The 13801-nt window shown below is 45.2% G+C and carries 16 protein-coding genes and 1 pseudogene; 11 read left to right on the top strand and 6 right to left on the bottom strand.

The genetic code is table 11. From position 1 onward, the window contains the following. The first annotated feature begins 108 nt into the window (after window positions 1–108). The 7 genes and pseudogenes from P4361_RS16580 to P4361_RS16550 all read left to right on the top strand — a co-directional run bounded on the left by P4361_RS16580 (window position 109) and on the right by P4361_RS16550 (window position 5708). The gene (locus P4361_RS16580) at window positions 109–732 is read left to right on the top strand and encodes a YhbD family protein (protein ID WP_091007195.1); all 624 of its coding nucleotides are present in this window, start codon (window positions 109–111) and stop codon (window positions 730–732) included. A gap of 12 nt (window positions 733–744) precedes the next feature. Then, window positions 745–1467, top strand: coding sequence for a polymer-forming cytoskeletal protein (locus P4361_RS16575; RefSeq protein ID WP_265408272.1), 723 nt, complete (start codon window positions 745–747; stop codon window positions 1465–1467). A 23-nt stretch (window positions 1468–1490) separates the two neighbouring features. After that, window positions 1491–2201 (top strand): cytoplasmic protein, encoded by a 711-nt coding sequence (locus P4361_RS16570; protein ID WP_091007190.1) that lies wholly within the window; start codon window positions 1491–1493, stop codon window positions 2199–2201. Between the two features lie 84 nt (window positions 2202–2285). After that, a pseudogene (locus P4361_RS16565) lies at window positions 2286–2482 on the top strand (pentapeptide repeat-containing protein); the annotation flags it as partial. A gap of 13 nt (window positions 2483–2495) precedes the next feature. After that, complete coding sequence (locus P4361_RS16560) at window positions 2496–3257, top strand: ABC transporter ATP-binding protein (protein ID WP_328090130.1); 762 nt, start codon at window positions 2496–2498, stop codon at window positions 3255–3257. Between the two features lie 2 nt (window positions 3258–3259). Next, window positions 3260–4018: an ABC transporter permease gene (locus tag P4361_RS16555; protein WP_328090128.1), complete on the top strand. Its 759-nt coding sequence runs from the start codon at window positions 3260–3262 to the stop codon at window positions 4016–4018. Window positions 4019–4175: 157 nt separating this feature from the next. Beyond that, window positions 4176–5708 carry an MDR family MFS transporter gene (locus P4361_RS16550; protein ID WP_328090127.1) on the top strand — a complete coding sequence of 511 codons (1533 nt, stop codon included), beginning with the start codon at window positions 4176–4178 and terminating at the stop codon, window positions 5706–5708. Between the two features lie 80 nt (window positions 5709–5788). Here the strand turns inward: P4361_RS16550 and P4361_RS16545 are convergent, their stop codons facing one another. Further along, a complete protein-coding gene (locus P4361_RS16545; protein ID WP_328090126.1) occupies window positions 5789–6628 on the bottom strand; it encodes a protein phosphatase 2C domain-containing protein in 840 nt (279 codons plus the stop codon). Further along, a complete protein-coding gene (locus P4361_RS16540) occupies window positions 6609–7073 on the bottom strand; it encodes an HIT family protein (RefSeq protein ID WP_053355343.1) in 465 nt (154 codons plus the stop codon). The genes P4361_RS16545 and P4361_RS16540 overlap by 20 nt, the downstream gene beginning before the upstream one ends. Window positions 7074–7165: 92 nt before the next feature. On the opposite strand from P4361_RS16540, the gene P4361_RS16535 reads away from it, so the two are divergent. Then, window positions 7166–7849, top strand: a complete 684-nt coding sequence (locus P4361_RS16535; protein ID WP_328090125.1) for a diphthine--ammonia ligase — start codon at window positions 7166–7168, stop codon at window positions 7847–7849. Here the strand turns inward: P4361_RS16535 and P4361_RS16530 are convergent. The 3 genes from P4361_RS16530 to P4361_RS16520 form a co-directional block, all read right to left on the bottom strand. Then, complete coding sequence (locus tag P4361_RS16530) at window positions 7836–8150, bottom strand: hypothetical protein (RefSeq protein ID WP_053355341.1); 315 nt, start codon at window positions 8148–8150, stop codon at window positions 7836–7838. The genes P4361_RS16535 and P4361_RS16530 overlap by 14 nt on opposite strands. Before the next feature lie 98 nt (window positions 8151–8248). Next, the gene (locus P4361_RS16525) at window positions 8249–9076 is read right to left on the bottom strand and encodes a serine/threonine-protein kinase (RefSeq protein ID WP_328090124.1); all 828 of its coding nucleotides are present in this window, start codon (window positions 9074–9076) and stop codon (window positions 8249–8251) included. 5 nt (window positions 9077–9081) lie between these two features. Beyond that, on the bottom strand, window positions 9082–9267 hold the full coding sequence (locus P4361_RS16520) for a hypothetical protein (RefSeq protein WP_053355340.1): 186 nt from the start codon (window positions 9265–9267) through the stop codon (window positions 9082–9084). A gap of 171 nt (window positions 9268–9438) precedes the next feature. On the opposite strand from P4361_RS16520, the gene P4361_RS16515 reads away from it, so the two are divergent. The 3 genes from P4361_RS16515 (at window position 9439) to P4361_RS16505 (ending at window position 12055) form a co-directional block, all read left to right on the top strand. Next, window positions 9439–11094 carry a diguanylate cyclase domain-containing protein gene (locus P4361_RS16515; protein WP_328090123.1) on the top strand — a complete coding sequence of 552 codons (1656 nt, stop codon included), beginning with the start codon at window positions 9439–9441 and terminating at the stop codon, window positions 11092–11094. Between the two features lie 61 nt (window positions 11095–11155). Next, window positions 11156–11401: a DUF3949 domain-containing protein gene (locus P4361_RS16510; RefSeq protein ID WP_328090121.1), complete on the top strand. Its 246-nt coding sequence runs from the start codon at window positions 11156–11158 to the stop codon at window positions 11399–11401. Between the two features lie 117 nt (window positions 11402–11518). After that, window positions 11519–12055, top strand: a complete 537-nt coding sequence (locus tag P4361_RS16505) for a GNAT family N-acetyltransferase (protein WP_256226472.1) — start codon at window positions 11519–11521, stop codon at window positions 12053–12055. Between the two features lie 242 nt (window positions 12056–12297). Here P4361_RS16505 and P4361_RS16500 read toward each other — a convergent pair whose 3' ends face one another. Beyond that, window positions 12298–13659, bottom strand: coding sequence for an alkaline phosphatase (locus tag P4361_RS16500; RefSeq protein WP_328090119.1), 1362 nt, complete (start codon window positions 13657–13659; stop codon window positions 12298–12300). Between the last annotated feature and the right edge of the window lie 142 nt (window positions 13660–13801).

Here is a 13801-nt window from a genome sequence, read left to right as displayed (position 1 = left end):
TGTCAAAAGCCGGTGCCTGGCACCAATAAAATAAATTTACATATACTGTATTTACAAACGTAACAGTGTTATGTTACATTGATATCAGAAGAGAAAGGAGCCGGTAACTTGATCAATGAACTGATATCAAAAAAAGACCTGTTGGATTTGGCTGGAATTTCTTATGGACAGCTGTACCGCTGGAAAAGGAAAAACCTCATTCCTGAAGAGTGGTTTGTGCGTAAATCAACGTTTACAGGGCAAGAAACATTCTTCCCGAAGGATAAAGTGCTGGAACGGATCGACAAGATTCAATCGATGAAGGAAACGCTTTCGCTCGATGAACTTGCTGAACGGTTCTCACCTTCCGTAAAAACGGAAACCAAAATCACTAAAGAAGAACTGCTGCAGCGAAACATTGTTTCGAAAGCGGTCCTTGATCTGTATTTGAATGAAAATGGAAATATCGAGCAGTTTCAGTTTGATGAACTGCTGGAAGTGTTTATCTTAGATAAGCTGCTGACTTCCGGAGACATCAGTCTCGACGAAGGAAAGATGCTCCTTCAAGTTCTTAAGGAAGCCCGAGGTTCACTCAGCAAGAGCAAATACGAACTTTTGTTTATCCGAAAGCTTGGCGTTACTTCATGCCTGCTGCTGTCAGGAGCAGAAAGTATAATGGTTGACCAGGGATCAAAGGTGACAGTTAGGCTTTCCGTAACGAGCTGTGTAGAAGAGCTAAAAACAAATTTGTAATGGAGGATGATTATGCAAAGCGGGATCAAAGGAAATCTCACCATCAATGGATACGGATCATCGAATGGCGGACATTTCGAGCAGGTCAAACTGAATGGCAGAGGCATTGTGAACGGCAGTATTGAATGTGTCCGGTTTGAGTGCAATGGGTCGGGAACTGTACATGGTCATTTAAAAATGCAAGATGCAAAAATCAGCGGAAGCGGAAAAGTTAAAGGTGCAGTGGAGGGAAACGATTTTGCCATTGAAGGGCACGGCTCAGTGTCCGATAGCGTCAGCCTAACCAACAAAATGAAATTATCAGGTTCAGGAAAAATTGGGGGCAGCCTTAAAGCCGATGAAATCAAGATCAATGGAAAAGCAACAATTGCAAACGATTGTGAAGCTGAAACCTTTAAAGCGGACGGCCAGTTTACCATCGGAGGCCTCTTGAGTGCGGATCATATTGATATCAGACTTTACGGTGATAGCTCTGTAACCGAAATGGGTGGCCAGTCCATTAAAGTAAAAGGAAAAAAGGGGCGTTTCTTTCATCTTTTCAAAGCCTTTTTCCCTGTCAAGCTGACAGTAAAATTAATTGAAGGCGATGACCTTGAGCTTGAAAGCACAAAGGCGGATGTCGTTCGGGGGAACAATGTTACGATAGGCCCTGATTGCGAAATTGATTTGGTTGAATACCAAGGGACACTCCATCAGGATGATAACGCAAAGGTAAGAGAAATCAAAAAAATATAACCGCAAACGGAAGGAGGATTACAATGGCGAAAGCAAATAACCTTATGATGAACGGTTCAGGAAGCGCATCGGGAGGCTTGTACAATAAAGTGAAAATTATGGGAGAGGGAACCATTACTGACGATTTTGAATGTGCCCTTTTTAAAACATACGGATCGAGTGAGGTGTCCGGGAACGCCAAAGCGGAGGTTTTTGAAATTTTTGGCGAGACCGAAGTGAAAAAGAATTTGGACGCGCGAAACATGAAAGTACTTGGAACGCTTTCAATCGGAGAATCAGCAAAGATCGAAAACACAAAGATCCTAGGAACGGTGGAGGTTGCCGGAAGATTTACCGGGGATAAGGTGGACCTCAAGGGCAGTATAATTGTTAAAGGGGATCTTGAAGCGGAGGAATTTGTATCAAGCGGCCTTTTTGAGGTTTCGGGCCTGTTGAATGCAGATGTTATTGACGTCAAGCTGAGGTACAGCACGAGCCATGTTCAAGAGATGGGCGGAGAAACAATTCGTGTCCAAAAGAAAGGAGCCTTCCTGCCTTTCATGAAAAATGAAGGATATCTTGAAGCTAAGACCATTGAAGGTGATGATATCTTTCTGGAAAATACAACGGCTGATGTGGTGCGGGGGAAATTCGTACGGATCGGTTCTGGCTGTGAAATTGGATTGGTTGAGTACTATGAAGAGTTTAAGGCTCTTTCTGGATCGTCGGTTAAAGAACACCGGAAAATAGATTAAGAGGATAAAAATTTGAAGGCAGTCGCCAGGAGCCAGGAGGAATATGAATGAAACTGCTTCTCCGAAGCGGGTATGGGAACCCTTGAAAAGGCAGCGATAAAAGAAGTTTCGTTTAGAGGCGCAACACTCAAAAATGTGTCTTTCATTTCGAGGATTACCTTGTTTAAGAAATATTACCGTGCTATTAAATCCATCTGTTTTGATGGCGCAATGATGGATAAACTGCCTATGCAGCGCTAAAAGGCAAGGAAGCAGATTTATCAAAGGTTACTGTTATATAAGGAGGAGAAGAATATGCCAAACAAGTCCATTCAAGTAAAAGGTTTGCAAAAATCCTTCAAGAAGCTTCAGGTCCTTAAGAGTGTAGATTTCGAGGTGGAAAAGGGAGATATTTTTGCTCTGCTTGGCTCCAACGGTGCAGGTAAGACAACGATTGTCAAAATCCTCACCACGCTGCTGAAACCGGATGGAGGGACTGCCTTCGTAAACGGATTCGAGGTTGTGTCAAAGGACGATGAAGTGCGGCAGTCAATCAGCCTGACCGGGCAATTCGCCGCTGTGGATGAGGTTTTGACAGGGCGGGAAAATCTGATCATGATTGCCAAACTGCGGCACCTTAAACATCCACGCCAAGTAGCGGATGAGCTGCTAAAACGGTTCAGTTTGCTGGAGGCCGCTGATCGCAGGACGTCTACTTATTCAGGCGGCATGCGCCGCAGGCTGGATATCGCCATGAGCCTTGTGGGAAAACCGCAGATTATTTTCCTCGACGAACCGACTACCGGACTGGACCCCGAGGGGCGCATCGAGGTTTGGAAGGTCGTCAAAGAACTTGCTGAGAGCGGTACGACTGTATTCTTGACCACTCAGTATTTGGAGGAGGCTGAACAGCTTGCAGATAGAATTGCCATTTTGCATGAGGGCAGGATTATTGCCAACGGCACGCTTGAGGAACTGAAAAAGCTATTTCCACCTGCAAAGGTGGAGTATGTGGAAAAACAACCTTCATTGGAAGAGATCTTCCTCGCAAACATCAATAAAAAGGAGGAAAAGTAACAATGAATTCACATTTTTTCAGCGACATGGGTGTTATGCTTGGACGTTCCATGCGCCATATTTTGCGAAGCATGGACACCATCATTACGGTCAGCATCACGCCGATTGCATTATTGCTGCTGTTCGTCTATGTGTTTGGCGGTGCAATCCAAACCGGTACGGATAATTATGTGAACTACCTGATGCCCGGCATATTGCTGATAGCGATTGCGAGTGGTATATCTTATACGGCTTACCGCCTGTTTTTAGATAAGCAAAGGGGCATATTTGAGAGGTTCCACTCCATGCCGATTGCACGTTCCACCGTGTTGTGGGGGCACGTGCTAACCTCGCTGGTATCCAATGCCATTTCTGTAGTCGTAATCATTCTCGTAGCGCTCATTATTGGCTTTCGATCATCGGCCGGGGTGCTGTCATGGCTCGCTGTAGCCGGTATACTCGCACTGTTTACGCTTGCCCTGACTTGGATCGCGGCGATTTCCGGACTGTCCGCAAAATCGGTGGACGGTGTAAGCGCCTTTTCCTATCCTCTAATCTTCCTGCCATTTATCAGTTCAGCGTTTGTACCAACCAAGTCGATGCCGTCGGCAGTTCGCGCCTTTGCCGAAAATCAGCCGGTAACCTCGATAGTGGAATCCATTCGTGCGTTGTTGTCAAGTCAGCCAGTGGGTAATGATATATGGATTGCTCTTGCGTGGTGCGTTGGAATTATGATAGTGGCTTATGTCTTTGCAATGAGAACGTATAAAAAGCGTGTATGAAGAATGTGACGGAAAAATAGTTTAGCAGAGGTACAGCTATAACCGCAATAAAAGGCACCACAAGGAATGGTTCATGAAGCACATTCGGCGGCATATAACAATAAGGCCGGGTTTTATAAGGGATTGAAAAATTAAAACGTGTATAGGGAGAATTAAAATGAGTCAAAAAAGGAGCAGGTTAGGATTTGTAGTAACGGGGCTGCTGCTTGCCATCCTGATGGCATCGATGGATAACACGATTGTTGTTACTGCGATGGGAACGATCGTGGGTGATCTGGGCGGCCTTGAAAGCTTTGTATGGGTTGTCTCTGCTTACATGGTAGCTGAAATGGCAGGAATGCCGATCTTCGGGAAGCTGTCGGATATGTACGGCAGAAAACGATTCTTTATTTTTGGACTGATTCTGTTTATGGCAGGTTCTTCACTATGCGGAACGGCCGACAGCATTCTTCAGCTCGGCATCTACCGGGCGATTCAGGGGATTGGCGGAGGAGCTTTGATTCCGATAGCGTTTACCATTGTTTTTGATATCTTTCCTCCAGAAAAGCGAGGAAAGATGGGCGGACTGTTTGGAGCGGTCTTCGGGCTTTCCAGCATTTTCGGTCCCCTTTTGGGAGCTTATATCACCGATAACATCAGCTGGCATTGGGTTTTCTACATTAACCTGCCGCTCGGAATCCTTGCGTTAGTATTCGTTGGCTTATTCTACAAAGAATCACACGTTCATACGAAGCAAAAAATTGACTGGCTCGGAGCTGTTACGCTGATTGGAGCAGTTGTTTGCCTTATGTTTGCGCTGGAGCTCGGCGGTCAGAAGTTTGATTGGGACTCTTGGCAGATCATCAGTCTGTTTGCCGGCTTTACTATCCTGTTCCTGCTGTTCCTGGGAGTTGAACGAAAAGCGGAAGAACCGATCATCTCCTTTAAAATGTTTCAGAACCGCTTGTTTGCGGGGAGCACTGTTGTCGCGTTCTTTTATGGTGCTACTTTCATGGCTGCTACCGTTTATATTCCTATTTTTGTTCAAGGCGTGTACGGTGGAACAGCGACCAACTCAGGGCTGATCCTGCTGCCGATGATGCTGGGTTCTGTGGTTACAGCACAGGTCGGAGGCTTCCTTACTTCTAAAATGAGTTATCGCAGCATCATGTTCCTTTCTGGAGTCATCATGATTGCTGGATTTGCTTTATTGAGCACGATCACGCCGGATACAAGCAGACTGGTACTAACGCTGTACATGATCGTCGTCGGCCTTGGAGTAGGATTCTCCTTCTCGGTTCTCAGCATGGCCGCTATCCATAATTTCGGCATGCATCAGAGGGGATCCGCTACATCAACGAGCAACTTTATCCGTTCACTCGGCATGACGCTCGGAATTACCATCTTCGGTACGATTCAGAGGAGCGACCTGGCATCACTGCTCAAGGAAACATTTAAAGGAATGGGAGGAACGATGCCGGGCAGCGGAGCAGGCGATGCCCGACAGATTCTTTCTGAACAGGCTAGGGCGGCGATTCCAGCGCCAATACTGGAAAAGATCACCGCCGCCTTGTCCGGCTCCATCGTCCATACCTTCATGTGGGCACTTATTCCGGCAGCGGTTGCCTTCCTGTTCGTCTTCCTCATGAGCAAGGACCGAATGACGGTGCAAGGCACCGGCATTACACAAGTGTCAAAAGAAGGTGCCTGACACCCGAAATATGACACCCGAAATAAAAAAACGCGATGCCATACTATTTGGCACCGCGTTTTCGCGTTTTTTACGTTCTTTTATTCTTTTCTCAGCTCTGGCGGAACGCGACCGTCGCTCGGTTCGCTTCCTTCTTCTGTGTTATGTACTGTCCAGGCTATCAATGTGGCACTGTCGCGGCAATGATGAGTCTCCACCAAATGCAGAAGCCGCTGTACACCTTCCTCCACCATGCTGTCATCAGCAAACTGACGATACACCTTCTGCGCATCCTCAAAACCAGCATCAGGGCACTCAATCATCCCATCCGTAGCAAGAAGCAGTACGGTTTTTCCTTTGCGAAGCTCACGCACACCTGAGCTGTAACTAGGAACAGGCAATTCAAACGTATTCACCTTCCCGATCCACTCATAAAAGTTCCGCTGATTCAATTGATACTGCTTAAAGTCCGCAAGTTCAGGATGGAACAGATAGAGCACGCAATCGCCGATTGAAAGCCACCACACATAATTTTCTTTGCGGAACGCGATCAGGCAGGCGGTTTCACCTTTTACCCTTTGGCACTTCCCGCGAAATTCAGCGCTCTTAAACAACGAAACTATGCGTGACTCCACCTCTGTAAAACAATCAGGTGCCTGAAGTCTGACCGCTTCAAGCAACCGCTCTTTTTCAGCTTCCAGCTCTTCAACGACAAGCTGGGCACTCTCTGCACTATAATGGGCATCCAGGATGACGGCAAACTCCCAATCTCCCTTTCCGCAAGCCCATACGAGGCATCCGTCTTCATTCTTATTGGCACCAGAAAGAGAGTTTCCACCATATCTTCCGACCGTGATATGATGAAGGGAAGAGATATCAGGCTGATCAATATAAGTATGAGAGCTGCCGACCCAGTTTATTTCATTCATTAACTGTTTCATAATCCATCTCCATATGTGCTCTCAGCCTCTCGCACACCGCATCGACTTCTTCTCCGGTGCCGTACGGAGCGTTCTCCCAGTCTAATACTTCCCATGGCCCCCAGTACTCTTCAGGTGTCCCGGGATAGCGGGGAGTAAGATGCATGTGAAGATGAGGAACACCATGTCCGGAAACACGGGCGTAAATGTGTTCGGCTCCTTCGCTTTTTTTGAGGGCTTTGCTGATCCTTGCCATGGCCATCCCAAAAGACTTTGCTTCTTCCAGGTTCATATCAGCCAATGTAGGCACATGGCGCTTTAAATCAATCATGACATAGCCGAGATAAGCCGGGTTGCAGCCTTTATCGATATGTCCGATGTATACATAATCATCTTCGAAAATCATTTTTCCGGCTGTGTTTATCGTACCTTTGTGCTTGTTGCATATAAAACAGGAATCACTCATACAGGACAGCCCCCTTTTTAGATTTTTTTCAAATTATATACGATATCAGTTAATTAAGGAATAGTTTTCCAAATAATAGAGGAGGAATCATAATGGCTAAAAGATGGGCGCTCTCATGGAGTGGAGGAAAGGATGCGTGCTTGGTGCTTGATCAGCTTGTGAAACAAGGAGAAGAAGTGGCATGTCTAATGACGACCCTTCCGAAAGAAATCGGCCGAACGTTTGGACATGGAGAGAGAACAGAACTCATTTTGGCCCAGGCTGATGCACTCGGCATTCCGCTTGAATGGATTCCGTGTTCTTTCGAGTCATACACAGCTAATTTTATATCAGAGCTAAAATCCTTCAAACAAAAATACAAATTGGATGGAGTGGCTTTCGGTGACCTGTATTTGGATGAACACAGACAATGGGGCGAAAACGTTGCCGAACAAACGGGTCTCGAAGCCGTTTACCCGCTATGGATGAAAAAAGAAGAAGCACCTTCAGCATTGAAAAATTTCGTTGAGTCTGGATATAAAGCTAAAATTATTAGAGTATCCAACGCGCATCTTGAAGAGAAGTGGCTGGGAAGAGAAATAGACGCTAAGTTCTTAAACGATATTCAAGAAACCGGCATCTGTCCGATGGGGGAGGCGGGCGAATACCACAGTTACGTATACAGTGGACCGCTGTTTCGCCGTGCCATTCCCGTAACATCGGGTGAAATCGTAGAACTCGAAACAACAAAGCGAATGGAGCTCTCATTGCAATCAGCAGCAATCAATAGGGAGTGAGCCAGCCTGGAAAGGATAATGGCGGCCATGGCGGAAACGGATAGGAGATGGAGTAGGAGTAAGGAGATGGGTAGGGTGAATAGTACGGTGATGAATAATGCGGAAATGAATAAGGAGAAGAAAAGGATAATGGCACGGGAGGATGAGGAGCCGTCGTGAAAGGCACCGCAGGAACAGCAGGAACGGCAGGGACCCCTGGTACAGCCGGCACAGCTACGGCAACTCGCCCGTATAAATCAAGTATTCTCCCATGATCAAGCCATCCGCAATGATGGTGCTGATCATCAAAAAGAGGAAGCATATGAACCCTCCTGTCATTTAAACGTCACACTAAATTATTCAAGGATTGGAAGAAAGTGAACAGAGAGAAAAGGAGAACTGAGACCAGTTCTCCTTTATTTATATCGTTTTCATTTCATGTTTGTTTTCGGGCAGCAGAAAGCTTATTTCATCAATGATTTCTACTGCAGACCTGAAGCTCTCGTCGATCTGAAGCAGTCTTCTTATCAGTCTGTGGACTTCCGGAGACAATGTAAGCTCTTCCTCCCAGCTTTTTTCTTTCTTTGTATCAGGTTCATAATTCGAATAGAGCAGAAACAGGAGAAAGTGGCCAAGAGCATAAAAGTCACTTTCGACAGATACCTCTCGCATCAGATTATTAACTGTCTTGCGCTGATTATGGTGTTCTTGTTTTCTGTAAAGCCTGCAAGCAAGACCGAAATCGATAATGTGCAATTTTCCATGGTCCGAAATAATATTGGGAATACGGAGATCCCGATGAACGATTCCTTTTTCATGGAAGGAACTGATAATGATCAGCACCTCTTTCAAAACGGCAAGAGCTTCCACCTCCGTATAGCGAATGCCCTCTTCAAAAATTAAATCCTCAAACGTTTTTCCGGAAACATAATCCATAACAATGAACCGGCCCCGTTTATCCTGCCCTGCTTGATGAACAGAAGGGATGGAAGGACATTTTAGCTGCTTATGAATTCCCGTCTCCCGCTCAAAGAATTGCCGGCCAGCTTTTGTCCAAGCCTTTGTTTTCCTCAGCTGCTTAACCGCCACTGTTTTTCCGGAATCCTTATCTAAAGCTGTATAAGTAATTCCGTAACTCCCCATGCCTAGCATTTTATTGATCCGATAACGGCCAAATAGGATAGTGCCCGGCTTAAGCGGCCGGTCTAGGATCAGCCGATAAAGATCCTTTGCCCAATGAAACATCATGGATATCAGCTGCTGAAGAAGCCGCTTTTTCTGCGTTTTCCTTTGTAATAAGAATGACCATGGCTTTTTCCGTAATGTTTTTTCCCATGGTCGCTGCTGCTGAACTTCTTATATGAATGTTTATGATAATCACTGCTGCTGTATCGTTTGTGGCTTCCGCCAAGTAATGATTTCAATAATTTTTTTAACATGAAAAATCAACTCCTTTCCTAACTATACGGCTCTACTTCAGTTTAGTTTCATTTTTGCCCAAATTTGCTGTAGGCTAATCCATAGAAATTACGTGAAGAAACTGCAACAAAAAGATTTTCTGCCGATATTAGAATAGTATTTTACTTGTTGTAGAAAGTGAGCAAACCAAGTTGTCTATTAAGCTAAGAACACTAGTCGCACTAACAATTGCTATTTTGATTTTTATTTTGTCGGGCATTTTAAGCATCACCATCAGCAAGAGGTCGGGAGCTGATATTAAAAAGGAAATTGGAGAAACGCTGTCACAGAACGCCTATCAGATGGCTGATAAGCTGGATTACTTTATGTGGTCGCGTTATGGTGAGATTAAAGTGCTGAGTGAACTCGATCAGCTTAAAGAACAGAAGCAGCACCCGGAAAGCATTGAAAAAATGCTAAATCGTCTGCATGACAGCATTCCCTCGTTTTCATGGGTTGGTCTGACTGATAAAAAAGGCAATGTCATCGCATCCACACAAGGAATTTTAAAAGGTAAAAACATTGAGGAACGCCCTGTATTCCAGCGAGCGAAAAAGGCTCCTTTCATAGGAGATGTCCATGATGCGGTTCTTCTGGCAAAGCTGCTTCCTAATCCGTCCGGTGAGCCGGTGCAGTTCGTGGATATCAGCACACCTGTATATGGGAAAAACGGCGATTTCAAAGGGGTATTGGCCGCACACCTGAGCTGGGAGTGGTCAAAAGAGATCCGGGATACTGTATTGCAGCCCATGAAAAGTGTGAGGGGCAATACTGAAATTTTCATTGTCAGCGCCAAACAGAACACGATCCTTCTCGGTCCAAAGCATTTGCTTGGAAAACCATTGCATCTTAAAAGTGTAAAACAGGCACAGCAAAAGAAAAATAATTGGAACCTTGAGAGATGGCCGGATGGAAAAACTTATTTAACCGGTTATGCATTGGGACAGGGTCATTTGGACTATCAAGGTCTCGGTTGGGCTATCATTGTCAGGCAACCGGAAGATGCTGCATTTATTCCTGCAAAAAACCTCCAGTCCTTTATCTTGTTTTTTGGAGGTATTTGTTCAGTGCTGTTCGCAATTGCCGGCTGGCTGCTCGCAGGAAAAATTGCAGGTCCGCTGCAGCAAATTACAAACGCAGCCTATGAACTTCGTAAAGGAAATAAAGTAGAGATTCCGCAAGTGAGAGGGATAAAGGACATTGAGGTTCTTTCGTCTTCCCTTCGAAATCTTGTTGCTTCATTAAGTGAAACAGAATCAGAGCTTGGCAGAATGGAAGATCTGGCGCATAACGATGCATTGACTGGACTGCCGAACCGCCTCTCCCTTTATTTGCAGGTTGAACAGGCTATCCGGAGTGCAAGGGTGGTTGCTGACGGGTATTTCACTCTTCTGTTTATGGATTTAGATGGCTTTAAGTATGTCAATGATACATACGGCCATCATATCGGCGATGAACTTCTGAAGGAGGTAGGAAAACGGTTAAAACGGAGCCTGAGGAAAGGTGAGTATGTCGCCAGATTGGGAGGAGATGAATTTGTTCTTCTCATCGAATCTTCATCAGGTGAACCGATTGAGGAAGGGAAGCGGATCGGGAGCAGGATCATCAGTGTGCTTAATGAACGTTTTATGTTCAATGGAAACAGTTTAACAATCGGCTGCAGCATTGGCGGTGCAGTTTGGCCCATGAACGGTGAAGATATTGAAGATGTGATGAAGCTGGCAGATCAGGCGTTATATCTTTCAAAAAAATCAGGTAAAAACCAAGTTAATTTTATCGATCTTCCATCAATACAAGCCGTGCAATAAGAAAAGAAAATGTACTGAAAAGAAACAGATGTTATAATATGGAAAAAAGAGGAGGGGTTTCATGACATCTGTGTATATCTTTTTCGGAGCTATTGCCATTCTGTATTTTATCATTATGATTCCTATTCAATATTCCTATATTTCCGGGATGAAAGAGCGGAGCCGAAACACTTCGTTAAGCCAGCAGGAAATGTATGATCAAATGCCAGTACAGGAAGAGCAGCTTCATTATCATGTGCAGGGCAACCTTTTTAATCTGCCGTCTGCTCTTGTCGCCAGTCTGATTTATAAATTGAAACATCGATAATGTTCTAAAAGCAGCGGTGCTTATTAAAAAGCGCTGCTGCTTTTCCTATGTCATTTAGTTGTTTTTTTACCGATTAGTTGATAATTTAAAAAGGAATGCGGAATGAGGAGGATCAGCTTGAAGAATTTTAACATTACAATTCCAGCAGTCAATCATGAAGTCCGGGCGTTCCAGGCTGCTGCAGGGGATACAGAGGAAGTTATGGCATTGCTTGTCCGGACAGCACAATGGCTGCAGAGCAAAGGATCGACGCAGTGGAGCGAGTTGCTTGAAGGTAAAGATGTTCATGGAATGGCTCAATCCATTTTAGACGGAGACGTGTTCGTTTTTAAAAATAAAGAAAATAAAATGGTAGGAGTGGTCATGCTCCCTCAGAAGGCGAGTGCTTGGGATCTTGAGCTTTGGGGAGATGATTTTGAGGAAGCGATCTACCTTCACCGTCTGGCGATTGACCGAAACACCGCTGGAAAAAATTTGGGAGCGGATATCCTGGACTGGGTAACGAATGGCATTTCGTTTAACGGAAAATCCGTCATCCGCCTGGACTGCATTGCCAGCAATGAAAGCTTAAACCGGTTCTACAGCGGTGCTGGCTTTACGTTTCGCGGAACAAGTGAAAGCGGCTTTAACATCTATGACAAGCCGAAACAATAAAAGAAAAGCAAAAACGCCCGGCGAAGAATCGCAGGGCGTTTTACTCTTCGAATATTCATGGTTGTAATGTCTAGCTCCAGCGCCAGGGTTGAAAACGGAAGTACCGTTTTCAATATAAGTCCTCGGAGGACGAAATGAAAAATCACAATTCGTCTTTGGTCGCTTCACTCTTTCACCTCAACACAAAAAGCGTGTTGCTGCGTAAGAGTTCCAGCGCTTGTCAGACTTGAACAGGACTTTTCTTATTTCCCTGTATGAATGATTTTGAAGATGTTTTTCGCCTGATCGGTATTGTTGATTAACCCGGCGAACTTCTCCTTGCCTGGTCCGTACGCATAAACGTTAACATCCTCGCCCGTATGGCCTGTGGTTGTCCAGCCTGTGTTGGAACGGAGATCGGCTATTTTTTCGATGGCAGCATCGATTTTAACCATATCTTTTGTTTTTGCAGCTTCTTTTACACTATGGATCTCAGACTCGGTTAACGTAAGATCTATATATTTTTGCAGTGTTTGTTCCACATCAGCTCCTGATGCAATGGTTTCACCGAGGAAATCAGGTGTGCGCTTAAAGGCTCTAACCGGATCAGCGAACCAGTTGTATTTGCCGTTCGCTCCGATTGATAAACCACCGGTTGAGTGGTCTGCTGTGGCGACAACGAGTGTATGCTTGTCCTTTTTGGCGAACTGGACAGCAGCCTGAAAGGCTTTTTCAAAGTCCTGCATCTCGCTCATCGTTCCGACGATGTCATTATCATGCTCCGCCCAGTCGATCTGGCTGCCTTCAACCATCAGGAAGAAGCCGTCTTTATCCCGGTCAAGCCTCTGGATCGCAGAGTTGGTCATCTCTTTCAGGGAAGGGAGGTCATGATTGCGGTCGATCATTTTAGGCATTCCGCCCTTAGAGAAAAGACCCAGGATCTGTTCGTTCTTGTTATGAAGAAGCTGTTCTTTAGTTGTAACATAACTAAAGCCTGCATTTTTGAACTCGTTCACCAAGTTTCTGTCATCACGGATAAAGTTGGCTGAACCACCCCCGAGGAGCACATCCACTTTATGTTTGCGGTTAATTTTCTCATCAAAATAGTCACTGGCAATCTCGTTCATGTTTTTTCGACTCGGGTCATGGGCACCGAAAGAAGCGGGGGTAGCATGGGCAAGTTCTGAGGTAGCAACTAGTCCGGTAGATTTACCACGAGCCTTTGCGGCCTCAAGGACAGTCTTCAATTCAGATTTGTCATTGTCAACAGCAATGGCTGCATTGTACGTTTTTTCCCCAGTCGACATGGCTGTGGCAGCAGAAGCTGAATCCGTTATGTTCTCATCAGGGTCATCAGCATAGGTCATTTGTTTACCGACAAAATAGCGGTCAAATGCTGTTTTCTCCATTTCAACCGTATTCAGATCATCTTTCCAGTAGCGCAGTGCGGTTGTAGCCGCAGGCCCCATACCATCACCGATCAGAAAGATCACATTCTTAATTTCCGGTTCCTTTTTTGTATTAAGGTTTTTGGCATCACCATGCATTGAGGTTGAAAGGCCTCCAAGCCCGACAGCAGTTACCATGGCCAGCGGAAGCCAGCGTTTAAAATTATCCCTTATCATTGTCGTCCCCTCCTGTAATTTTTTTATATTTATTTGTCAAATTAAGTATATTCATAATCTTTCAGGCACTCAATGGACCATAGGTATTGCCTAAATGGTACTAGATTACAAGAGGTGCTGAGGTGGTAAACAAAGGAGTTGA

Origin of the sequence: Fictibacillus sp. B-59209 (assembly GCF_036216745.1) — a bacterium.
In the GTDB taxonomy this organism is placed as follows: Bacteria; Bacillota; Bacilli; order Bacillales; family Fictibacillaceae; genus Fictibacillus_C; species Fictibacillus_C marinisediminis.
This window is presented reverse-complemented; position numbering and strand designations above follow the sequence as displayed.